General features: G+C 61.9%; 21 protein-coding genes. 18 read left to right on the forward strand and 3 right to left on the reverse strand.

The features are described from left to right. Positions 1-41 precede the first annotated feature (41 nt). The gene (purH, locus tag P4U43_RS07785) at positions 42-1,658 is read right to left on the reverse strand and encodes a bifunctional phosphoribosylaminoimidazolecarboxamide formyltransferase/IMP cyclohydrolase (protein ID WP_277358207.1); all 1,617 of its coding nucleotides are present in this window, start codon (positions 1,656-1,658) and stop codon (positions 42-44) included. Between the two features lie 312 nt (positions 1,659-1,970). Between purH and P4U43_RS07790 the strand changes: the two genes are divergently transcribed. The 17 genes from P4U43_RS07790 to P4U43_RS07870 all read left to right on the forward strand — a co-directional run bounded on the left by P4U43_RS07790 (position 1,971) and on the right by P4U43_RS07870 (position 18,869). Beyond that, positions 1,971-2,492, forward strand: coding sequence for a hypothetical protein (locus P4U43_RS07790; protein WP_277358208.1), 522 nt, complete (start codon positions 1,971-1,973; stop codon positions 2,490-2,492). Positions 2,493-2,582: 90 nt separating this feature from the next. Beyond that, positions 2,583-3,116 carry a hypothetical protein gene (locus P4U43_RS07795; RefSeq protein WP_277358209.1) on the forward strand — a complete coding sequence of 178 codons (534 nt, stop codon included), beginning with the start codon at positions 2,583-2,585 and terminating at the stop codon, positions 3,114-3,116. Positions 3,117-3,185: 69 nt separating this feature from the next. Then, positions 3,186-3,935: a PRC and DUF2382 domain-containing protein gene (locus P4U43_RS07800; protein WP_277358210.1), complete on the forward strand. Its 750-nt coding sequence runs from the start codon at positions 3,186-3,188 to the stop codon at positions 3,933-3,935. Positions 3,936-3,979: 44 nt separating this feature from the next. Continuing rightward, on the forward strand, positions 3,980-4,600 hold the full coding sequence (locus P4U43_RS07805) for a hypothetical protein (RefSeq protein WP_277358211.1): 621 nt from the start codon (positions 3,980-3,982) through the stop codon (positions 4,598-4,600). A gap of 72 nt (positions 4,601-4,672) precedes the next feature. Further along, positions 4,673-5,557: an alpha/beta fold hydrolase gene (locus P4U43_RS07810; protein ID WP_277358212.1), complete on the forward strand. Its 885-nt coding sequence runs from the start codon at positions 4,673-4,675 to the stop codon at positions 5,555-5,557. An 83-nt stretch (positions 5,558-5,640) separates the two neighbouring features. Then, positions 5,641-5,787 carry a hypothetical protein gene (locus P4U43_RS07815; RefSeq protein ID WP_277358213.1) on the forward strand — a complete coding sequence of 49 codons (147 nt, stop codon included), beginning with the start codon at positions 5,641-5,643 and terminating at the stop codon, positions 5,785-5,787. A 126-nt stretch (positions 5,788-5,913) separates the two neighbouring features. Beyond that, positions 5,914-6,990 carry a hypothetical protein gene (locus P4U43_RS07820; protein WP_277358214.1) on the forward strand — a complete coding sequence of 359 codons (1,077 nt, stop codon included), beginning with the start codon at positions 5,914-5,916 and terminating at the stop codon, positions 6,988-6,990. Positions 6,991-7,287: 297 nt separating this feature from the next. Then, complete coding sequence (locus P4U43_RS07825; RefSeq protein ID WP_277358215.1) at positions 7,288-7,833, forward strand: hypothetical protein; 546 nt, start codon at positions 7,288-7,290, stop codon at positions 7,831-7,833. A gap of 124 nt (positions 7,834-7,957) precedes the next feature. Further along, positions 7,958-8,404, forward strand: a complete 447-nt coding sequence (locus P4U43_RS07830; RefSeq protein ID WP_277358216.1) for a hypothetical protein — start codon at positions 7,958-7,960, stop codon at positions 8,402-8,404. Between the two features lie 60 nt (positions 8,405-8,464). After that, the gene (locus P4U43_RS07835) at positions 8,465-9,016 is read left to right on the forward strand and encodes a hypothetical protein (protein ID WP_277358217.1); all 552 of its coding nucleotides are present in this window, start codon (positions 8,465-8,467) and stop codon (positions 9,014-9,016) included. A 2-nt stretch (positions 9,017-9,018) separates the two neighbouring features. Beyond that, positions 9,019-10,542 (forward strand): cardiolipin synthase, encoded by a 1,524-nt coding sequence (gene cls, locus P4U43_RS07840; protein ID WP_277358218.1) that lies wholly within the window; start codon positions 9,019-9,021, stop codon positions 10,540-10,542. A gap of 22 nt (positions 10,543-10,564) precedes the next feature. After that, complete coding sequence (locus tag P4U43_RS07845) at positions 10,565-11,167, forward strand: hypothetical protein (RefSeq protein WP_277358219.1); 603 nt, start codon at positions 10,565-10,567, stop codon at positions 11,165-11,167. Continuing rightward, positions 11,164-12,243, forward strand: a complete 1,080-nt coding sequence (locus P4U43_RS07850) for an AI-2E family transporter (protein WP_277358220.1) — start codon at positions 11,164-11,166, stop codon at positions 12,241-12,243. The genes P4U43_RS07845 and P4U43_RS07850 overlap by 4 nt, the downstream gene beginning before the upstream one ends. Continuing rightward, entirely contained in the window at positions 12,228-13,631 is a 1,404-nt protein-coding gene (locus P4U43_RS07855) for a phosphatase PAP2 family protein (protein WP_277358221.1), read from the forward strand. The genes P4U43_RS07850 and P4U43_RS07855 overlap by 16 nt, the downstream gene beginning before the upstream one ends. 20 nt (positions 13,632-13,651) lie before the next feature. Then, the gene (locus P4U43_RS07860; protein ID WP_277358222.1) at positions 13,652-14,662 is read left to right on the forward strand and encodes an alpha/beta fold hydrolase; all 1,011 of its coding nucleotides are present in this window, start codon (positions 13,652-13,654) and stop codon (positions 14,660-14,662) included. Positions 14,663-14,733: 71 nt separating this feature from the next. Next, complete coding sequence (locus P4U43_RS07865; protein ID WP_277358223.1) at positions 14,734-16,083, forward strand: MFS transporter; 1,350 nt, start codon at positions 14,734-14,736, stop codon at positions 16,081-16,083. Positions 16,084-16,145: 62 nt separating this feature from the next. Continuing rightward, positions 16,146-18,869, forward strand: coding sequence for an alpha-amylase family glycosyl hydrolase (locus P4U43_RS07870; protein ID WP_277358224.1), 2,724 nt, complete (start codon positions 16,146-16,148; stop codon positions 18,867-18,869). A 65-nt stretch (positions 18,870-18,934) separates the two neighbouring features. Here the strand turns inward: P4U43_RS07870 and purN are convergent, their stop codons facing one another. After that, positions 18,935-19,516: a phosphoribosylglycinamide formyltransferase gene (gene purN / locus P4U43_RS07875; protein WP_277358225.1), complete on the reverse strand. Its 582-nt coding sequence runs from the start codon at positions 19,514-19,516 to the stop codon at positions 18,935-18,937. 63 nt (positions 19,517-19,579) lie between these two features. Here purN and P4U43_RS07880 point away from each other — a divergent pair, with 63 nt between their 5' ends. Next, positions 19,580-20,023, forward strand: a complete 444-nt coding sequence (locus P4U43_RS07880; protein ID WP_277358226.1) for a hypothetical protein — start codon at positions 19,580-19,582, stop codon at positions 20,021-20,023. 2 nt (positions 20,024-20,025) lie between these two features. Here the strand turns inward: P4U43_RS07880 and P4U43_RS07885 are convergent. Then, on the reverse strand, positions 20,026-20,887 hold an 862-nt coding region (locus tag P4U43_RS07885), incomplete at its 5' end, for a cell division protein PerM (protein WP_277358227.1).

Genomic DNA, 20,887 nt, shown 5'->3' on the forward strand with positions numbered 1-20,887 from the left:
ACTGAGTCTGTTGGTGCTTCAACTGTGTCTAACGTACCGGTTCAGTGGAAGAAGTGGCGTGCTCCGGTGAAGTACATGGTGATGCCCGCCGCATTCGCCGCATCGATGACTTCCTGGTCGCGTACCGACCCGCCAGGCTGAACGACGGCGCGAATACCCGCATCGATCAGGATCTGCAGACCATCGGCAAACGGGAAGAACGCGTCCGACGCCGCCACCGCACCGTGCGCGCGTTCTTTACCCTCACCCGCGAGCGAGTTTGCCCGCTCCACCGCGAGCTTGCAGGAATCCAGCCGGTTTACCTGTCCCATTCCGACGCCGACGGCGGCACCATCGCGGGCGAGCAGGATTGCGTTGGACTTCGCGGCCCGGCAGGCGGTCCAGGCAAATGCGAGGTCCGCCAACGTTGCGGTGTCCGCTGCCTCGCCCGCCGCGAGCGTCCAGTTCCCGGGGTCATCTCCGTCGGCGTTCACGGTGTCCGTGACCTGGATCAGGACGCCGCCGGACACCTGACGGATCTCGGTCGGGTAGCGATCGTAGCCCTCGGGCAGGGCGAGCAGGCGGATGTTCTTCTTTTGGGAAAGTATCTCAACCGCTTCGGCGTCGAAACCGGGGGCGATGACAACCTCGGTGAAAATTTCCTTCACCGTCCTTGCCATGCCGGCCGTCACAGTGCGGTTAGCTGCGATGACGCCGCCGAACGCGGATACGGGATCGCAGGCGTGCGCCTTGGCGTGGGCATCCGCGATGGGATCCGCTGCCGTTGATGAGCCAACTGCAACACCACAAGGGTTGGCGTGTTTGATGATGGCCACGGCCGGCTCACGGAAGTCGTAGGCGGCACGCAACGCGGCATCGGCGTCGACGAAGTTGTTGTAGCTCATTGCCTTGCCGTGCAACTGGTCCGCCTGCGCAATTCCCACAGGAGCGGCCTTGTCCACGTAGAGCGCTGCCTGCTGATGCGGGTTCTCGCCGTAGCGCAGTACCTCCGAGCGCTCCAGCGCCAGGCCGGCGTAGGCAGGCCAGTCAATCAGGCCGTCGTCGTCCTCGTCCTGGAACTGCGTTGCCGTCCAGGAGGCGACCGCATTGTCATAGGCGGCAGTGTGAGCGAAGGCGCGTGCGGCCAGCCGACGGCGGGTCTTCAGGTCAAAGCCGCCCTCGCCGGCGGCGCGGACAACACTGCCGTAGAACGTCGGATCCACCACGATGCTGACGGCGGCATGATTCTTGGCTGCCGAGCGCACCATAGCGGGGCCGCCGATATCGATCTGCTCGACGACGTCGTCCGCTGAGGCGCCGGACTTCACCGTCTCAACGAACGGATAAAGGTTGACCACCACCAGATCGAACGCTTCGATCTCCATCTCGGCGAGTGTGTCCATATGGGCCGGGACACGGCGGTCAGCCAGAATCCCGCCATGCACGCGCGGGTGAAGCGTCTTCACCCGGCCGTCGAGCATTTCCGGTGAACCTGTGACTTCCTCGACCTGCTGCACCGGGATGCCTGCCGCCGCGATGGTCTTGGCAGTAGACCCGGTGGACACAATGCGGACGCCAGCGTTGTGCAGCCCCTGAGCAAGTTCCTCCAGACCGGTCTTGTCATAGACGGAAATCAGCGCTCGGCGGATGGGAACACGATCAAGGTTGGTCAAGGTCACGCAGGTCTCCAAGGGGGAATGAGTGCGGTGGGATCATCTCCAGTCTAAAAGGGCGGGAGTCCGGGCAGGAAATAACGCGCAAATAACGATCAGCGGCGTGAAACCTTAATGTTCGAAACCGTGCTTTCCCAACCGGACCTGCTCGCAGGCCTGCCATGACGCCTGTGTGGCCACCTTCCCCCGTTGCACAGGGTCCGCGGACGGCTGATAACAGACAGGTCTCATCGGTTGGAGTGAAGTACTAAGCACGCTTACGTAGATAGGGAACCGGCGCTTCGGCGCCACAATCCACCGATAGAGGAGGAATACCCAATGACTACGCACAAGCAGATGAGCCGAACCCGCAAGCTTGCCATGGCAGGCATCCTGCCGATCGCCGCACTGAGCCTGGCAGGCTGCAACAGCACCTCGGGCACCGAAGAGGGCGCTGACGTCGAAGACGTGGTCGAGGAGGACGACGCGGTAGACGCGGAATCCGGACCATACGACGGCGTTTATGACACAGATTTCTACGAAGCCTACGACAGCTACGTCGGTGAGGAAGTAACGCTCTCGGCAGACGTCAACGAGATTGTCTCCGAGAAGTCCTTCACCATTGCCGGCACCGATGACACGACGGTTGAGGCACTCCTCGTCCTTGCCGATGGCCAGATGGAGGAAGTAACGCCCGGCCTGACCGTCTCGGTCACCGGCACAGTGATGGAGTCCTTCGACCTGCCGACCGTTGAGGAAGAGACAGGCCTGGACCTCGACGACGAAGCGTTCGTTGACTTCGACGGCGAGAACTACGTCGTTGCGGAGAGCGTCGACACCTCCGTGGACGCCGACAGCTAACCACACTTCCCGGCCGGTCAACCACATGCGTTGGCCGGCCGGCCCCACAGAGAAGAATCCCGATCCATAAAAGGAGGAGTCATGGGCACGATGAGTAAGCAGAATTGGATGAAGAAAGCAGCGACACTGTCAATCCTTCCTATCACCGCACTTGGCGTGGCAGGCTGCAACAGCACCTCCGGGCCTGAGACAGGCACGGATGTCGAGGACATCGTCGAAGAAGATGAACTGATCGATGAGGAAGACGTCGCTGAGGAAGCGGATCCCGCCCTTGAACCCTACGACGGCGCTTACAACCAGGACTTCTATGACGATGCTGAGAGTTACGTAGGTCAGGAAGTGACCGTCTCAGCGGATGTGACGGCGACCCTCACGGATGATTCCTTCGTGATTGCGGGCGGTCCGGACACCACCGTCGATCCGCTGCTGGTGATCGAGGAGCAGGAAATCCCTCCCCTCGACCTGGGTCAGGCCGTCAAGCTCACCGGAACTGTCGAGCAGGCCTTCGACGTCGCTGCCGTCGAGGAGGAGTTCGGAATTGATCTGGAGGATGAACTGTTCGCCGACTACGTCGGCGATCCCTACCTCGCCGTCACGAGCGCCGAAATCCTCGAAGAGCAATAATGCCGGCACGGCTTCTTCCGTGCACCACGATGCTTTCCCGGTACAGGGTACTGAGTGAAGGAGAACACCATGATCACCCAGAACGATATTTCCCGCATCCTCGATTCCAAGGGCAACGTCCTCGACTTCGACGGCAACAAGGTCGGCTCTGTCGGAGAAATTTACGTCGATGACCGTACCGGCAACCCGAGCTGGGTCACGGTCGACACGGGGCTCTTCGGATCGAAGGAGTCTTTTGCACCGCTTGACGGCGCAACGCTCGAGGGCGACGACGTACGAGTGGGCTACACGAAGGCCACTATTAAGGACGCCCCGCAGGTAGCTCCCGACGCGCACTTGAGCGAGCTGGAGGAAGCCGAGCTATACCGCTATTACGGCATAACGGACGGGGACTACGTTTCGGAGCCCAACTCCGTCGGTCGCGACACCTCGGGGCCGGTGACGGATGACTCAATGACTCGTTCTGAGGAGCAACTCCACGTAGGCACTGAGCGGCAGGAGACCGGACGGGCTCGTCTACGCAAGTTTGTCGTTACGGAGAATGTCACTAAAACAGTCCCGGTTCAGCGTGAAGAGGTGCGCGTCGAGCGAGAGCCGATCACCGAAGCCAACCGCGGTGATGCCCTCAGCGGCCAGGGCGTCAGTGAGGACGAGCATGAGGTGGTCCTCCACGAGGAGCGACCCGTCGTAGATAAGGAAGCTGTGCCGGTGGAGCGCGTCCGTCTGAACAAGGACACGGTCACCGAAGAGCAGACCGTGAATGAGGAAGTCCGCAAGGAACAAATCGACACCGACGACGTCGACCGTAACCGCCGCTGACCCGGCGTGCGGTGACGGTCGGCACCACAGACTCAGGAGGAATGATGAGCACCAGCGCAGGATCCGCCCACGATGGGATGGACGATTACGACCGCCGGCATATCCGGCACTCTGACATCGAGCTGGACCGGCGGGATCACCTGCTGGAGAGGGAGAAGGATAAATTCGGGGGCGTAAAAATCGGCTCTGCCTTCTTCGGCTGGCTCACCGCCACTGGAACCGCTGTCCTGCTGACTGCACTGGCCGCCGCAATATTCGGGGCGATCATCGTGGACTCGGCAAGCGCCAACGCTGACCCGCAGACGGTTGGCATCATCGGGGCGATCGTCCTGGCGGTGATCCTGTTGATCGCTTACTTCTGCGGTGGTTACGTCGCGGGACGGATGGCCCGGTTCAACGGTGTGAAGCAAGGCATCGCCGTGTGGATATGGGCAATCGTCATCGCGATCATCGTAGGAATTCTGGGCGCTATCGCCGGATCCCAGTTCAATATCCTCGCCCAGGTCAATACCTTCCCTCAGGTTCCAAACCTGCAGAATATGACCACGACGGGCATCATTTCCGCGATCATCGCAGTTGTCATAGCGCTCGTAGGTGCAATTCTCGGCGGTATGGCAGGCATGCGATTCCATCGCAAAGTCGATAAAGCCAACCTCATCGACTGATAGAGCCCGATCACGGCACTATCCGGCCCACTCTCCACGTGCTGTGGAGGTGGGCCGGAAGGAGAGCAACTCATGACCGATATGACTTCCTTTGACGGCACCCGGCTGGCGTTGTCGGTGCGGGGGCCCGTCGGAGCACCAGTAGTGATCCTTGTGCATGGCCTTGGTCTGTCTATGGAGGCGTGGGGAATCGTTCCAGACTTGCTCGCCCAGGATTATCGTGTCATCGCCTACGATCTGCGCGGGCACGGCCGCAGCGAGAACGCTCTCCACGGCGACTATTCCCTGAAGGCCCATGCGAATGACCTCCAGGTGATCCTGAGCAGTCCTTTATGCGGGGGCTCACAGGCAACCGTCGTCGGTAACAGCCTCGGCGGCGGCATTATCGTCGCGCACGCCCACCACTTCGGCGCCGGCCAGGTAGCCGGCGCCGTGTTCGCCGGATCTGGCGGTTCCGGGGTCACCTTCGCTGGCTTTCCCGCGAACAACCTTCCCGCTCCAGTCCGCAGGGCGCTCAGGCTGCTCTGGCTGTGCGTCTTGCGCGCCGGGACATCAGCTGGGAACAGAATCCGGGTGCTGAAGCCGCTCGGAGACAAGCTCATTCGTCGATACGCGTTCGCCCCCGGAGATCCCCAAGGCGCGGTTGCACGAGTCCGGGAGGATTTCCTTGGCAGCCGGCCTAGAGCATTGGCGCACACCATGTTGGCCAGCGTCAGCCACGACGGTACCCGGATGGCTCCAGACCTGACGGTACCAACTCTGGTGCTGCACGGAAGCGAAGACCCGGAAGTGACGGATGACGAGCTTTCGACGTTGATGCGGTCCTTGCCGCAGGGCAAACTGGTGAATTATCCCGGAGAGGGCCACATGCTCCCTTTGACGCGCCCGGACGTAGTCGCTGAAGAGACTTCGCGCTGGGTCCGGCATGTTCTCAACATCAGTGAAACCGCTTTGTGATTTACCTACTGGCGCATATCAATCCATAACCCGTGCATCGGGCCGTCCTGCCAGTGTCGGTTCTTGCACACGAAGGAGGAGCCATGAACAACGCACCTATGAATTCCTGGTGGAGGAAGATTGCAGTGGCGGCACTGTTGCCACTTTCCGCTATGGGAGTGGTCGGTTGTGATGAGCCAGCTGTGGAGGAAGAAGTAGTCGACGAGGAAGTCGTCGAAGAGGACGATTAGGAGGACCTACTGGCGGGAATCTTCCCTCAGAGAACATCATGAAAACGGCCGGCCGGAAAGCTACTCCCGGCCGGCCGCTTCCGCATCCGAACCCGGATCCGGGTCGGAGCTTCGATTGGACACATTGTGGGCGAAGTCACGGTTGGGTTGATAGCAGACCCAGGTCTGCCTGAAAAGATCATGCACCAGCTCAAGGGCAAACTCGCCAACGAACTGCGGCAGGGGACGGATGACTCAGAACCTTGGAAGGTACATACGAAGCGCGAGAAGCTGCCGCTTAATTCCGAGGGAGAAATTCCATTCTTCTCCCTGACGAAAAGGCTGAAGAACGAGAACGGCTGGGACTACCTCTTCTATCTGACTGACTTGCCAAGGGCCGCAGACGGAGAACCGATGCTTGTGGAGATAGACCACGAGATGCGCGGCGCACTGATCTCCCTTCCGGTGCTGGGCGCCGTTGGCGTTCAAGCTAAAGCGCGCAGACTCATCCTGGCGCTGGTCCATGCCCTGAGGGCAGAGCCATTGGCGACCGCTTTCCACCAACTCGATGGGGTGGGCCTGGGCAGGATTTCCTACCACCCCGGAGAGGAGCGGGACAAGCCGAGCTATCTCACGACGTCGGGCAGGTCCGGCCGCTTTCGATTACTGGTGGGGATGGTCCGCAACAATCGGCCAGGGCGGCTACTGCCGGCCCTGTCGAGTTGCATCGCAGCGGCGGCAGCTTCGGGAGCCTTCGGCATCTTCTATGCAGCCATCTGGAACATGGCCGACGCACTTTCCCCGCTCCGGTTGTTCATGATCAGCGTCTTGAGCATCGGCGCGCTGAGTGCCTGGCTGATCATGCACAACGGACTGTGGAGCAAGACGAGGCGGCACAGCAAATGGGACATCAACGAGGCCAGACGTGACAACGCATCCACCATCATCACAGTGTTCCTGAGCGTGACGATGATGTACCTGGTGCTGTACACCATCCTCCTGGGCGGTTCCATCGCAGTCATCTCCGCGGGCTACCTGCAGTCCCAATTAGGACACTCCGTGAGCTTCCTCGACTACGCCACCTTGTCCTGGTTGGCGGCATCACTCGGCACGATCGCCGGAGCATTGGGGTCGAATTTCGATAAGGACGAGGCAATCCGCGAAGCGACGTACAGCCGGCGGCAGCACGAACGCAGAAAGCTCGCCGAGTCATACGAGGACTGAAACAGCACTGATCCCTGCAACCGGTGTTGACCCCAACGTAACGCCGAAATAACGATCCCTGTTGCCCTTCCTTAATGTTCTTCGCAGGCATCCGACAGCAATCTTCCGCAGACGCTTGCGATGAAGCGGAACGGGCACCGTGGCTCCCGCCGGAAGAGTCCCGGAAGTCGTGATAACAGAACGGTCACGCTCGTTGAGGGCCAACTACTAAGCATGCTTACGTCGTAGATGAACGGGCGCACCAAGACTTCACAAGAGTCAAGGCGCCATCGTCCATCAACGAAGGAGGAAACCCAAATGACAACGCACAAGCAGATGAGCCGCACCCGCAAGCTTGCCATGGCAGGCATCCTGCCAATCGCTGCCTTGAGCCTGGCAGGGTGTAACAGCACTTCAGGCACAGAAGAGGGCGCTGACGTCGAAGATGTGGTTGAAGAGGAAGCTGTCGCCGAGGAGGAGGAAGCCGTTGACGCCGGCGCAGCCGTGGAACCCTACGAGGGTGCCTACGACACCGGGTTCTATGAGGACTATGAGAGCTACGTCGGTGAGGAAGTAACCCTTTCGGCGGACGTCAACGAGATTGTCTCGGAGAAGTCGTTCACCATCGCCGGCACGGATGACACCACGGTGGAGGCACTCCTGGTGATTGCCGAAGGCGAGATGGAAGAAGTCACACCCGGCCTGACCGTCTCAGTCACCGGCACAGTGATGGAGTCCTTCGACCTGCCCACGGTTGAGGAAGAGACAGGCCTGGATCTCGACGACGAAGCATTCGTTGACTTCGACGGCGAGAACTACGTCGTTGCAGAGAGCGTCGACACCTCAGTGGACGCAGACAGCTAGCAACACCTCCCGGCCGGCCGCACTTCTGCTGACCGGCCGGGAACGAATTGTCAGGTGGTCCGGCCTCGGGGGTGGGCCACCTGACTTTTCTCCACCTCGACTCTCGGAAGGAGGAAGACAGGTTATGAGAAAACCGATGAAACGGACCTGCCTCAAGAAGGTGATCGCGCTGTCGATAGCGACTGCTGCCGGTACAGGTCTCTGCGGGTGCGCGCTCGAGCCGGAGCCATACGACGGGGACTACGACCCTAACTTCTACGATGCGATCAACACGTATGTGGGTGAGGAAGTGAGCCTCTCCGCAGAGGTTCTGGATGTGCTCTCTCCCACCTCATTCACCATCATCAGCGGGGATGACCCCACCGCGGATCCCCTGCTGGTACTGAACGAATCCGATGCAGAAGAAGTCCTGCCCGGCATGCCCATCCAAGTCACCGGAGCCGTCAAGGAAGCATTCGACCCGAGCACCGCCGAAGAAGATCTCAGTATTGATCTCGAGGATGCGCTTTATGAGGACTGGATCGGGGATTTCTATCTCGAAGTCACTGCCATCGACGCACCGGCCGAATAGGGCCGGAAAACAACCGATCAGAACGGTCGATGAGCCGGACCCGACCTACAGGTTCCACCAATGGAGGAAATGATGGGCTCGATAACAAGAAAGACATGGGCAAAGAAAGCAGCGACGATTGCCGTACTGCCGGCTGCAGTGCTCGGAGTGGCCGGCTGCGGAGAGCAGAGCGTCTATGAAGCCGGGGTGGATCTTGAGGATCCGGACGCTGGTTTCATTGCCGGCGACGAGGAGTCCGACAACTCCCTCGATTCCGGACCCTACGACGAAGTGTATGACCAGAATTTCTGGGACGAGCTGACGATCTACTTCGGCGAAGAAGTGACATTATCCGCACAAGTCAAGCAACCACTCGACCCACGGGCGTTCACCATCGCGGGTATGGATGACACGACGGTGAACCCGCTACTGGTTGTTCACGACGGGGAGGTTCCACAGTTGGAGCCCGGGCAATCGCTGATCATCAACGGTACTGTTCACGAGTATCTGGACGTTGAGGCGGTCGAGGAGGAGTTGGGCGTCGACCTGGACGACACAGTCTACGAGCAGTGGGAGGATGACCCTTACCTGTTGGCCACATCGGTCAAGGTCGACGCCGCGTCTGCGCCCTGAGTATGGATTTCCTCTCGTGGTGGGGCTCCCCCGCCGGCCAGACCGTGACGTGGCTCGTCGTCGTGGATTTTCTGATCCGCGTCGCAGCCTTAGGTACTGTCCCCCACAATCGGCGCCCTTCCTCTGCCCTTGCCTGGCTCGCCCTGATCTTCTTTTTCCCAATCGCCGGTCTGCTGATCTTCCTGCTTTTTGGCAGACTCCGGCTGCGTGGCAGCCGTGCAGCCTTCGAGCACCGCCTGGCCGATGAGTTACGGGGGAACGATGATCCTGCCCGGAAGAAGGCGGAACTCGATGTGCGGCTCGCACGGATCCCACCGGCGGTCTCTGCTGCGGTCACGCTCAACCGGAATAACGGAGCGACCCCGCTGACGGCAGGAAACGAGCTGACCCTGCACACCGACTACGACGAAAGCCTTGAGGCAATGACGCGGTGTGTAAAGCAGGCGGTGTCCTTTGTGCATGCGCAGTTCTACATCGTCGCCGCCGATTCCACGACCGACCGCTTCTTTGTTGCCCTCGAAGAAGCACATGACCGCGGCGTCCAGGTGCGCGTTCTGCTCGATCATCTGGGCAGCAAAGGTTTCCCAGGTTACCGAGCTGCGGTGTCCAGACTGGATGCTGCAGGCATCAGCTGGCAGAAAATGCTACCCGTTGCACCGCCGCGCTTCCAATACCAGCGCCCGGACCTAAGGAATCACCGGAAGATCGTGGTCGTGGACAACCGGGTGGGTTTCACCGGTTCACAGAACATCATCGATGCGAGCTACAACAAGAAGCGAAACCGGCGAAAGAACTTCGAGTGGATCGACCTGATGGTCGAGGTCGAAGGCCCGGCGGTTGCCCAGTTGAATACCGTTTTCGTCGCGGACTGGTCAGCGGAAACGCATGAGATAGAAACGCGTGAAGATATCCAACTTCAGGCGGCAGCCCCATCGACAGGACCCGTCAGGAACGCGCTGGGCTCCCAACCCTTGCCCAGTTACTGCCAACTGGTTCCCAGCGGTCCGGGACTGGGTAACTCGAATAATCTACGTCTGTTCAATCACCTCATCTACGGGGCAGAGCAGCGCGTGGTCATCTGCAGCCCTTACCTGGTTCCGGACGAGTCGCTGCTGATTGCGTTGACATCGGCTGCTCAGCGCGGAATTGACGTGGATGTGCATCTGGGTGCTACCTCTGATCATGTACTGACCCATCACGCACAGCGTTCCTACTACGAAGAACTCCTGCGGGCGGGGGTCAACATTCACCTCTATCGACAGCCGTTTGTGCTTCATTCCAAGTTCGTCATCATTGACAGTTACACCTCCGTCATCGCCTCCTCGAACATGGACGTACGTTCCTTCGAGCTCAATCAGGAAATCAGCCTTCTGGTGCTGGACCGGCGCATTGTGGGCGAACTAGAAGAACTAGCGGCGCACTACGCCGCTGAAAGCAGCAGACTGGACTTATCCTCGTGGAGCAAACGACCCTTGCACCAGAGATTTTTCGACAACGCATGCCGGCTCACGGCGAACCTACAGTAAGCGCACAAGAAAGGCTGATCCAGTGCATACCCACAAGCACAGCAATGACGCCCATCACCGTTGGCGACGAATCGGCGACGTCGTCAGGATCGCCTCGATCATCAGCATTGTGCTCGCCGTGCTCTGGTATGGGATTCCCGAGATCCTCGCTTTTGCGGTAGTCAGCGCCGGATTGATCGGTCTGCGGCTCGCCCGCCTGGCCGGCCCTTTCGATGCGGCATTCGGCGCTACCATTCTCCTGGCTACGTGGAGCGGCGTAGCCGGTCTCTACGAGGCGATCACCTGGTGGGACATCCTGGTGCACTTCATTACGGCCGGCTCATCGGCAGCGGTGCTCTACCTCCTGCTGGCAAGCACCGAAGTCACTCCCGGTAGCCCCGTCGGCAAAGCCCTTCCGTCACGTTCGATTGTGGTCCTGACCTTCGCTTTCGGCATCACCGTGGCAGTGCTCTGGGAATTCGCGGAGTGGGCAGGCAACGCCTTCATCTCCAAGGGAATCCACGTCGGCTATATCGACACTCTGATCGATATAGCCGTGGGCGGAGCCGGCGCGATCATCGCCGGGATATTCCTGTCCATGTGGAAGGACCAAACCTCAACCATCCAGAGCTCGGCACGACAATGAGTGCCCACCAGCCCACTGGGAGAAGGAGCGTCTGGAGCACCGGTCTGGGGCACGCCGCGGTAAAGCTGCACGTGCTCATCTTCGGGGTCTTCGCAGCCGTCATAGCCGTCATGGCGCTGAGCGCTGTGAAGCTGGTTCTCATACCCGTCCTGATCGCCCTCCTGCTGACCGCCGCGATCAGCCCGCTGGTCCACCTCCTGCAGCGTCGCGGGCTACCCAAATCCGCGGCCACCTTCATCTCCCTCTTCGTCTGCCTGGCTGCCCTTCTCGGAACCGGTGCGGCGGTGGCCTATTCCATCTACACCCAGTGGGACAAACTCCGGGCCAATTCTGAAGCCGGGCTCAGCAGGCTTGCAGAGAATATCGCGCGAAGCCCGCTGCCCTTCTCGGAACAGGAATTGCGTCAAGCGCGTGAAAATGCAGTTCAATCCATCACCGAGGGCATGTCGTTGAGCGATGCATTTGCCGCACTCAACACCGTCGCCACGTTCCTGACCGCGCTGCTTCTCATGATTGTGGTTCTGTTCTTCTTCCTCAAGGATGGCCAGGCCATGTGGTCCTTCCTGATCCGCCCCCTTGAAGGTGAACGCCTGGAAAGGACGCGACGCGCGGGAAAGAACGCCGTGGAAACCATGGGAGCCTATGTCCGAGGCATTTCCATCATCGCTCTCATCGACGCAGCAGGGATTGGGCTGGCCATGGTTCTGCTCGGAGTTCCCCTTGCCCTGCCCCTGACAGCCATCGTCTTCCTCGGAGGATTCATCCCGGTCATCGGCGCAACCGTGACCGGACTTCTCGCCGTCCTCGTCGCTTTCGTCACCAATGGCGCCGGCACCGCGCTCGCCCTGGCAGTCGCCGTCGTCCTTGTTCAGCAGTTGGAGGGTAACCTTCTGCAGCCAATCATCATGGGCAAGAGCGTCAAACTTCATCCGTTGGTGGTCCTGCTCGCGCTAGCGGTGGGAGCGATCCTTGCCGGCGTCATCGGAGCGATCCTCGCCGTACCCGTCGCCGCCGTCATCTGGACCGTCGTCAAGACCTGGAACACCGAAAGGGATTCCGTATGGCAGCAGAGTTGAGTGATGGGCTGGGCCGGTTCCTCCTGCACAGCACCGTGGGGATGCTCGCGCTGGTCGGCATCGGCTTGGCCTACGAGGCGCTTGTGCCTCAGTCGCAGCTCAGCGAACCGCCCAGCAACGGTTTCCTGAGCGTGCTCGGCGGCGCCGTCGGCTATGTTGCCGAAATCGCTGCCCAGGCCGGATGGCTGATCCTGCCTGTAGTAGTTGTGTGCTTGCTGATCCGCCGTCTCTACCCGTTGGCGGTTTATCTGGGCGTTGTGACGGCAGGTGCGGCGATTCTGGTCGGCGCAGGAATTCTTCTGACGAAGGCGCTCGCCGTGTCCAAGGGCGGAAGTACCTTGTTCTCGGTGGGTTCCGTTCACCTGGTTGTGACGTGCGGGGCGCTGCTACTGGTGTTCCTGCCGGTAATCCCAGGCCGGGGCAAAACCTGGACGATCATCGGAATCGTGGTGGCGGCGGCTGCCGTGGAAGCTATCCGAGCCATCACAGATGCGGTGTCCCTGTGGGCGGTTCTCGGTGGCTGGCTGATCGGCCTGACCTGGCTGTGCGTGAGCGCATGGGCCTTCCGACGCTGGCGCAGGCGGGACGGGCCCTTGCCGGTTCTTCATTCCGGTTTGCCGGTTGAGGACCGGCGCGCGTTAGTGCCGGTTCCAGTTCGGGAACCGCTCCTGGCTGGCGGGGGTCGCAGCGTCCTCATACTTTGCGGTACATGGCTGCTGCTCGCGTGCGCGGTCATCGGGTTGGGACTGCTCATTACAGGGGTGCTTTCTCCTGTCCGCTCCTTCGACCAGGCGGTGGTGGAGTGGTTCGCCGAGAATCGCACCGACACGTGGAATGCTCTTGCCACCATGGCCGGATCGTTCGGAACGACCGGGGGAATCATTGGAGCGCTGATTGTTACCGGAGCAATTTTCTCCGCAGCCACCCGGCGAGGCGCTCCAACGATCTTCCTGATCACTGCCGTGGTGGGAGAAACCGCCCTGTATCTGATCACCGGGGTGATCGTGGGACGACCCAGACCGGACGTTGACCACCTCTCCGAAGGAGTTCCGCCCACCTCCTCATTCCCGTCCGGGCACGTTGCCGCGGCAGTTGTGTTTTACGGCGGGTTGGCTCTGTTGCTGCGGGCCTGGACCCGATCCCGCCTGCGCGACCTCGGGCTGATCCTCGCGCCGCTCATCGTGCTCGGAGTGTTGCTGTCGCGGCTGTACTGGGGCGTGCACTACCCCTCCGACACGATCGTTAGCCTACTCTTCGCCACCGTCTGGGTTTGGGCTTGCTGGCGCTGCTTCGAACCGGCGCGCGGTGCATCGCGTGAAGAGTCCCAACCTGCACCCGGCACACGGCGGAATCATTCACAGCCAACCAGTCTCCAAAACCAGAAATGAAAGGTGACCCACAAAGCGCCATGCCCACAACTTTCCTCAGTTATGCCCGCCGTTTTCTGGCTACCGCAGTGCTTGCCACCGGAGCAGCTGTGCTCGCCCGCGGTTCATACGCGCGACATCTCCGGCAGGGCACCGTTGCAGGGCCCGGCAGTACCATCACGGTCGACGACGGAATTCAACTCCATACCGACGTTGAAGACCATGCCGACGCCCGGCTTACCATCGTCTTCGTGCATGGCTTCGCTGCCAGTTCCCAGGAATTCCATGAGCAGCGTGCTGCCCTCCGGGGTGCAGGGCGTCTGGTGCTTTTTGATCACCGCGGGCACGGCTCCAGTGGGTGGGGTCGTTACCGAAGGGCCACCATCGATCAGCTCGGCCATGACCTCGGGCAGGTCATCGATGCGCAGCCGGCCACCATCCCGATAGTCCTCGTTTCGCACTCCATGGGCGGCATGGCCACTCTTGCGCTGGCGAAACAACGTCCGGAACTCTTTACCGAGAGAATCGCCGCCGTAGCGCTTCTGTCGACTGCAGCAGGGCGCCTCCCGGCGACCAACATGCCCCGCCAGACGGCGCAGGCGATGGTCAGGACACACCTGGCTACCGTCGCTGCCTGGGCGCTTTGGCTGACCGCACCACTCATCGACGTGATCGCGCCGTTCCGGAGACAGTGGGGGCAGCGCTGGCTGCTCCACAAACTTTTCGGCGAGCAGGGCCCGCCGGAGAAAGCGGCCGGCATGGTGGAGGACATGTGGATCGGCACTCCCATGTCGATGGCTTCCGCGTTCTACCCCGCCTTTGTCAGCTACAACGTTCCCGCAGCACTGGATGTTCTGGATGACATTCCGGTTCTCGTCCTGGCCGGAACAAATGATCGCGTCATTCCGTCTGAACGCAGCGAAAACCTCGCACAGCAGATCGACTCTGCCGAGCTGGTCCTGGTGGAAGGAGCCGGCCACATGGTGAACCTCACCCATCCCGGAAAAGTGAATGAGGCTCTGCGCGAACTGGTGGACCGAGCCCAGCCCTGACGGCAGCGGTATGGTGTTCCAGACAGTCGCAGTGAGCGAGGAGCGCCGGGCGGCGCCGTCAGGACGGAACCGTGAGCACTTCAACCGAGCTTCCCACCGGCGACCAGGTGGTTCAGGACCTGCCATGGCGGTGGCGCGTACAGGGCAAGATCTTCCTCATCGGCGGTCTCGGGTTCATGTTCGACGCCTGGGACGTCACCCTCAACGGCTACCTCATCCCGCTGTTGTCCGACGAATGGGGGCTGACGCCCGGCCAGGCAGCCTGGGTTGGCACGTCCAACCTGATTGGAATGGCGGTCGGGGCGTTTGCCTGGGGGTCGATCGCCGACATCATCGGGCGGAAAAAAGCGTTCACCGCGACCCTGCTGATCTTCTCGCTCTTCACGGTCTTCGGAGCGTTGTCCGGTGACCTGGTCTGGTTCTGCATCTTCCGGTTCCTCGCCGGTTTCGGCCTGGGCGGCTGCATCCCCGTGGATTACGCGCTGGTCGGCGAGTTCACTCCGCGGAAGCACCGCGGCCGGGTGCTCACCGCCATGGACGGGTGGTGGCCTATTGGCGCTGCGCTGTGCGGTGTGGTGTCCGCGATCCTGATTGCCGCATTTGGAGATTGGCGCTACCTCATGCTGGTCATGGTGCTGCCGGCGCTTCTGGTCTTCTGGGTGCGCCGCTCAGTTCCGGAATCGCCGCTCTTCCTCGTGCAGCGGGGGCGCACCGGCGAGGCCAAAGCCGTCATCGACCAGCTGGTCAAGAGCACCGGTGGGGCTGTGCGCGAGTGGCGCCTACCACCGGCTGGAGACGATCCGCGCCTCACGCTCGGCGGCCTGACCGGGCAGTTCACTGCGCTCTGGCGCTTCAATTGGCGCATCACCCTTGCCGCCTGGGGTCTCTTCCTGTCGATCCTTTTGGTCTACTACGGTGCCCTCACCTGGATGCCGCAGATCCTCATCGCCTCCGGGTACCGCCAGTCAGTGGCCTTCCTGACCACGGCGGGCATGACCGGTATCGGGTTCCTCGGTGTGGTTGCGGCCGCACTCCTGGTTGAGCGGGTGGGCAGGAAATGGATCCTCGCGGTATCAGGCCCGCTATCCGCCGTCGTGCTGGTGATTTTCGCGCTCAACCTTGAGCTGCCGGCTGCGGCGACCGCGTGGCTCCTCGCCTTCGGTTTCACCATCCAGGTGGCGATTCCCGTCCTCTACACCTATGTGTCCGAGCTGTACCCAACTGAGCTGCGGGGGTCCGGGTTCGGCTGGGCGTCAACGGTCTCGCGGGTCGGCGCAGGGTTGGTTCCGCTGATCTTCGGATCCCTGCTGTGGCCGTATCTGGGGCTGCCGCTGACCTTTGCGGTGACGGGGCTGCTGGTCCTGCTCGCTGTGCTGTGGATGGCCTTCAATGCTCCGGAAACCAGAGGCACCCGCATTTGATTTGACACCTAAATGTGATCTGAGACACGCTATGAGGGTTCTTTCCACTCTCTGGAGGTCTCATGATTGCCCGCAACGCCACTGTTGTCGTGCTTGCATCCCTGCTCGCAGCGACCGGCACCGCCCTACCCGCGCAGGCCAAACCGGCCGGCCCCAACAGCCCAAGTCCCACAACCACTGCCGAAGCGCAGCACTCGCTGCGCGCGCCGGTGACGGATGAGAACTTCTACTTCGTGATGGCTGACCGCTTCGCGAACGGAACTACAGCGAACGACGACGGCGGCCTCGGTTCTGATCCGATGGTGTCCGGTTTCGATCCCACCAGGAAAGGCTTCTATAACGGTGGCGACCTCAAAGGACTGCTAAACAAGCTCGACTACATCGAGGGCCTGGGCACCACGTCCATCTGGCTGACCCCGAGCTTCAAGAACAAGGCTGTGCAGCCGGCAGATAACTCGGCCGGTTACCACGGCTATTGGATCACCGACTTCACGCAGATCGACCCGCACCTCGGATCGAATGATGATCTGAAAGCGCTCATCGACGAGGCGCATTCCCGTGGCATGAAGGTCTACTTCGACATCATCACCAACCACACCGCGGATGTCATCGGGTACAAGGACGCTACCCGGATGCCTTACGTATCCAAGGATGAGGTGCCGTACCGGACCGCTGACGGCGTGCCGTTCGATGACCGCGATGTGGCGGGCAGCGAGGACTTCCCCGAGCTCGATGCGGAGACCTCCTTCCCATACGCACCGGTGCTCGAGGAGGGCGAGGAAAACCTCAAGGTTCCGGCCTGGCTGAACGATCCGACGCTCTACCACAACCGCGGCGACACGACCTTCGCCGGGGAGGACTCCTACTACGGCGACTTCTTCGGCCTGGACGACCTCTTCACCGAGCACCCCAGGGTGGTTGACGGCATGAAGGAGATCTACCAGACCTGGATTGCCGACTTCGGTGTGGACGGATTCCGCATCGACACCATGAAGCACGTCGATGACGGGTTCTGGCAGGAGTTCGGCCCGGACGTCCTGAAGTTCGCCCATGACCAGGGCAAGGACGAGTTCTTCATGTTCGGCGAGGTCTTCGACACCACGAAGGACTTCACCTCGCAGTACACCACCCGCAACTCCATGCAGGCCGTTTTGGACTTCCCGTTCCAGGAGGCAGCCCGCAGCTTTGCTTCCCGGGGTGCGGACGCACAGCAGCTTGAGCAGTTCTTCATCGGCGACGACTGGTACACCGACGCCGATTCCAACGCATACAGCCTGCCCACCTTCCTGGGCAATCACGACATGGGCCGCATCGGTGGGTTCGTGGCCGCTGACAACCCGGACGCCGGCGAGGGCGAGCTGCTTGCCCGCGACGAACTGGCGCACGAACTGATGTACTTCTCGCGCGGTAACCCTGTCATCTACTACGGCGACGAGCAGGGCTTCACCGGCCCGGGCGGCGATCAGGATGCCCGCCAGACCCTCTTCGCGAGCCAAGTGGCTGACTACCTCGATGATGATCTCCTCGGTACCGATGCGACCCACGCCGAGGACAACTTCAACCCGGAACACCCGCTGTACAAGACCATCGGCTCGCTCGCAGAGGTGACCGAAGAACACCCGGCTCTGCGCAACGGAGCCCACCAGCACCGTTACGCATCCGAGGGAGCCGGGATCTACGCCTTCTCGCGAATCGACACGGAGCGTCAGCGCGAGTACGTCGTGGCACTGAACAACAGCGAGGAAGCGCAGACCGCCGAGGTGCCCACCTACCTGCCGTCCAGGACCTTCAAGTCCATCTACGGCGAGGGGGAAGACCGCGTGAAGTCAGCGCGCAACGGCACCATCACCATCACGGTGCCGCCGCTGTCCGCCGTCGTCTATGAGGCTTCCGGCCGCATTCCGGCTTCCAAAGCCGCTCCGGCCGTTCGTCTCACACAACCGACCCCGGCGGAAGGCGACAACGGGCGCATGCTCGTGGAGGCCGACCTCGACGGTTCCTCCTTCTACGAGGTGACCTTCGAAGCGCGCACGGCCGGCGGCGAGTGGACTCCGATCGGTACGGATGACAACGCGCCCTACCGCGTCTTCCATGATGTTGCCGCGCTCGATCCCGGTACACCGCTGGAGTACCGTGCGGTGGTGCTGGACAACAAGGGTCACACCGCCGGCAGCGGTGTGGTGAACGCGGAGGCGCCTGCGCCGATCGTGATGCTTCAGGCTCCTGCGGAAAACGCCTGGGTACGGGACGCCGTCAAGCTCAGCGCCGTGGCGGATCCGGAGAAGGCAACCAATGTGGTTTCCTTTGAGCGCAGTGTGAACGGCGGCGACTGGGAGCAGATCGGCACCGATAGCTCCTCACCCGCGTACACCCTGACCGACGACATCGCCGCCCTTGATCTGCCTGACAACACGCAGCTGCAGTATCGGGCGGTGCTTGGAGAGTCAGTGAGCAACGTGCGCACGGTGATCATCGGTGACCCGGTGGTAGTCCAGCCGAATGCGGTATCAGTGCCGGGAAGCCTCAACTCGGAAATGGGCTGCCCGGGCGATTGGGACCCGGCGTGTGACCAGGCGCAGATGACGCTTGGCGATGACGGCCTCTGGCGGCTTACGGTGGACCTCCCTGCCGGTGACTACGAGTACAAGGCAGCGATCAACAAGGATTGGCCCGAGAACTACGGAGCCGGTGGGGCACTCAACGGCAACAACATTCCGCTCGCGCACGACGGCGGTGCGGTGACCTTCACGTACGACCACCGGACGCACCTCATCACCGCGGAGTAAACCCCGGGCGGCTCGCCCCACGCCATCGAGTGGGCGCCTATGACGGCCTTTGTCCGCAAACGCCGTTATTCGCGCCCACTCGATGACGTTAAAGCGAGGTCTCGGAGGGTGTCGATGAGCAGGGCGCGCTCCTCGACCTTGATGCGTTCGTGGAGGGTTTCCTCCGTGTCATCCTTCAAAACCGGCACCGCGGCCTGGGCGAGGATGGGGCCGGTGTCAATACCGGCGTCGGCAATCATCACCGTGCAGCCGGTGACCTTGACCCCGTAGGAGAGTGCATCGCGGACCCCATGCGCGCCGGGGAAGCTGGGCAGCAGGGCAGGGTGCGTGTTGAGGTACCGGTTGGGGAACGTATCCAGGAAGCGCTGGTCGACAATGCGCATGAACCCGGATGAAATGACATAGTCCGGCTTATAGGAGGCAGTGCGGGCGGTCAGTTCCTCGTTCCAGTCGGCGCGGTTGCCGTACTGCTTGAAGTCCGCCACAAAAGTGGGAATGCCGGCAGCCGCGGCGCGCTCAATCCCGTACGTGCCGGGCCGGTCCGCGCCGACGGCCGCAATCTCCACCGGCAGTTCACCGGCCTCCACCGCGTCGATCACCGCCTGCAGATTGGAGCCTGTACCGGACACGAGGACAACGATGCGCATGGGTTCAAGCGTAGTAGGTGGCGGCCCGCGCTGATGTGCCACGGTGTGTCCTAGGGTTGAAGCATGAACAAACCCGCGCCCTCCGACCCGGCAGCCAGGCCCGCAAAGCCGTCGGGCCAGCCTTCGCCGCCGCCGGACAAGGACATTGCATCAACCCGCGGCCTCCTGCGCGTCTTCATGCTGCTCCTGCTCGGGACCCTCCTTGGCACCAGCTTCCCACTCCCTTGGAAGGTGCTGGGCCTTGTTTTCGGGCTGGCTGCGGTGACCGTCGGCATCCTCGCGCTGGTTGGCCTGGTCCGCCAGAAAGCCCCGACGCTGCTACGGATTTCGACGACGATAGGTCTGGTCGCGTCGCTCTTCCTCACCCTCGGTGCCGGCGCCGCCATTCTGCTGTGGCCCGTCACCGCACAATACGAGGAGTGCATGGCAACCGCACTCACATCGAAGGCCCAACGGGAGTGTGACGAGGATCTACGCAACCTCGGCGGACTGCTGGGATCCCGCTGAAGCTACCGCGAGTCCCGCTCCAGCAGCGGGCTGACTGCGTAGCCGATGACGACGCCGACTCCCACCTCCGCTGCGACGAAGAGCGCCGTCCATATGGGATCGGGGCCGATCTCGACGAACCGGCCAACTCCGACCGATGCACGGGAGAGAAACGCGACAACCGCCGTGCCGGCTCCGGCCAACACGCCGATGAACAACCCGAGCGTGACGGTGGATGCCGTGGCGGTGAACCAGCGGGCCTCCACTTTCAGCTGCAGCCACTCGTCGAAGTGGTTTTCTCCCTCGCGAAAGAACCACCAGCCGGCCAGAATACCCGCAACAACCGGCAGGGCGAGGGCAGCCATCCCGTACTCGAGCTGTCCCGAAGGTACCGCGCCGAGGACGGGCAGCGCCGGCAGCGGCCCAGCCGTGGTTGCCAGCGGACTAATGGAGCTTCCGGTGCCCAGTGCGAACCCGGCGCCCGAGGACCAGGCAAGGGTCCAGACTGCGAGGTTGGGAATGAAGCCGAGCTGGCCGATGGTGACGACGGCGCCGCCCAGTATGCCGGCGTCGAGCCTCTCGTAGATGGTGGCGATGGCCGCCCAGTGAATCGCTAGCGTCACGGCGAGCAGCAGCGCCGACAGTCCGAGCGCGGAAAGAACCGCAAGGAACGCAGCACGCACCGCGGACCACACGTAGGACCCGGCCCAGCGGGAATGTTGGCTGGTGGTGGCAATCCACTCCGCGAGGTCCACACCGATCAGGCGCCCCCACGAGCCGGCCTCGCGGTACGCGCCGATGATCAGGCCCGCACCGGCTGCGATGAGCGGCACACACGCACCGGCCGCAAGCGGTGCCGAGGTAACGCCGTCGTCAGCCAGGTAG

Origin of the sequence: Arthrobacter vasquezii, assembly GCF_029455255.1 — a bacterium.
In the GTDB taxonomy this organism is placed as follows: domain Bacteria; phylum Actinomycetota; class Actinomycetes; order Actinomycetales; family Micrococcaceae; genus Arthrobacter_D; species Arthrobacter_D parietis.

Bases quoted from the DNA above. Each gene is read 5' to 3' on its own strand.
- purN (WP_277358225.1), bottom strand. From the start codon at position 19,516: ATGCGCATCGTTGTCCTCGTGTCCGGTACAGGCTCCAATCTGCAGGCG.
- P4U43_RS07810 (WP_277358212.1), top strand. From the start codon at position 4,673: ATGACCGATATGACTTCCTTTGACGGCACCCGGCTGGCGTTGTCGGTG.
- P4U43_RS07835 (WP_277358217.1), top strand. From the start codon at position 8,465: ATGGAGGAAATGATGGGCTCGATAACAAGAAAGACATGGGCAAAGAAA.
- P4U43_RS07870 (WP_277358224.1), top strand. From the start codon at position 16,146: ATGATTGCCCGCAACGCCACTGTTGTCGTGCTTGCATCCCTGCTCGCA.
- P4U43_RS07860 (WP_277358222.1), top strand. From the start codon at position 13,652: ATGCCCACAACTTTCCTCAGTTATGCCCGCCGTTTTCTGGCTACCGCA.
- P4U43_RS07855 (WP_277358221.1), top strand. From the start codon at position 12,228: ATGGCAGCAGAGTTGAGTGATGGGCTGGGCCGGTTCCTCCTGCACAGC.
- P4U43_RS07805 (WP_277358211.1), top strand. From the start codon at position 3,980: ATGAGCACCAGCGCAGGATCCGCCCACGATGGGATGGACGATTACGAC.
- P4U43_RS07880 (WP_277358226.1), top strand. From the start codon at position 19,580: ATGAACAAACCCGCGCCCTCCGACCCGGCAGCCAGGCCCGCAAAGCCG.
- P4U43_RS07795 (WP_277358209.1), top strand. From the start codon at position 2,583: ATGAGTAAGCAGAATTGGATGAAGAAAGCAGCGACACTGTCAATCCTT.
- cls (WP_277358218.1), top strand. From the start codon at position 9,019: ATGGATTTCCTCTCGTGGTGGGGCTCCCCCGCCGGCCAGACCGTGACG.
- P4U43_RS07800 (WP_277358210.1), top strand. From the start codon at position 3,186: ATGATCACCCAGAACGATATTTCCCGCATCCTCGATTCCAAGGGCAAC.
- P4U43_RS07790 (WP_277358208.1), top strand. From the start codon at position 1,971: ATGACTACGCACAAGCAGATGAGCCGAACCCGCAAGCTTGCCATGGCA.
- P4U43_RS07825 (WP_277358215.1), top strand. From the start codon at position 7,288: ATGACAACGCACAAGCAGATGAGCCGCACCCGCAAGCTTGCCATGGCA.
- P4U43_RS07830 (WP_277358216.1), top strand. From the start codon at position 7,958: ATGAGAAAACCGATGAAACGGACCTGCCTCAAGAAGGTGATCGCGCTG.
- P4U43_RS07815 (WP_277358213.1), top strand. From the start codon at position 5,641: ATGAACAACGCACCTATGAATTCCTGGTGGAGGAAGATTGCAGTGGCG.
- P4U43_RS07850 (WP_277358220.1), top strand. From the start codon at position 11,164: ATGAGTGCCCACCAGCCCACTGGGAGAAGGAGCGTCTGGAGCACCGGT.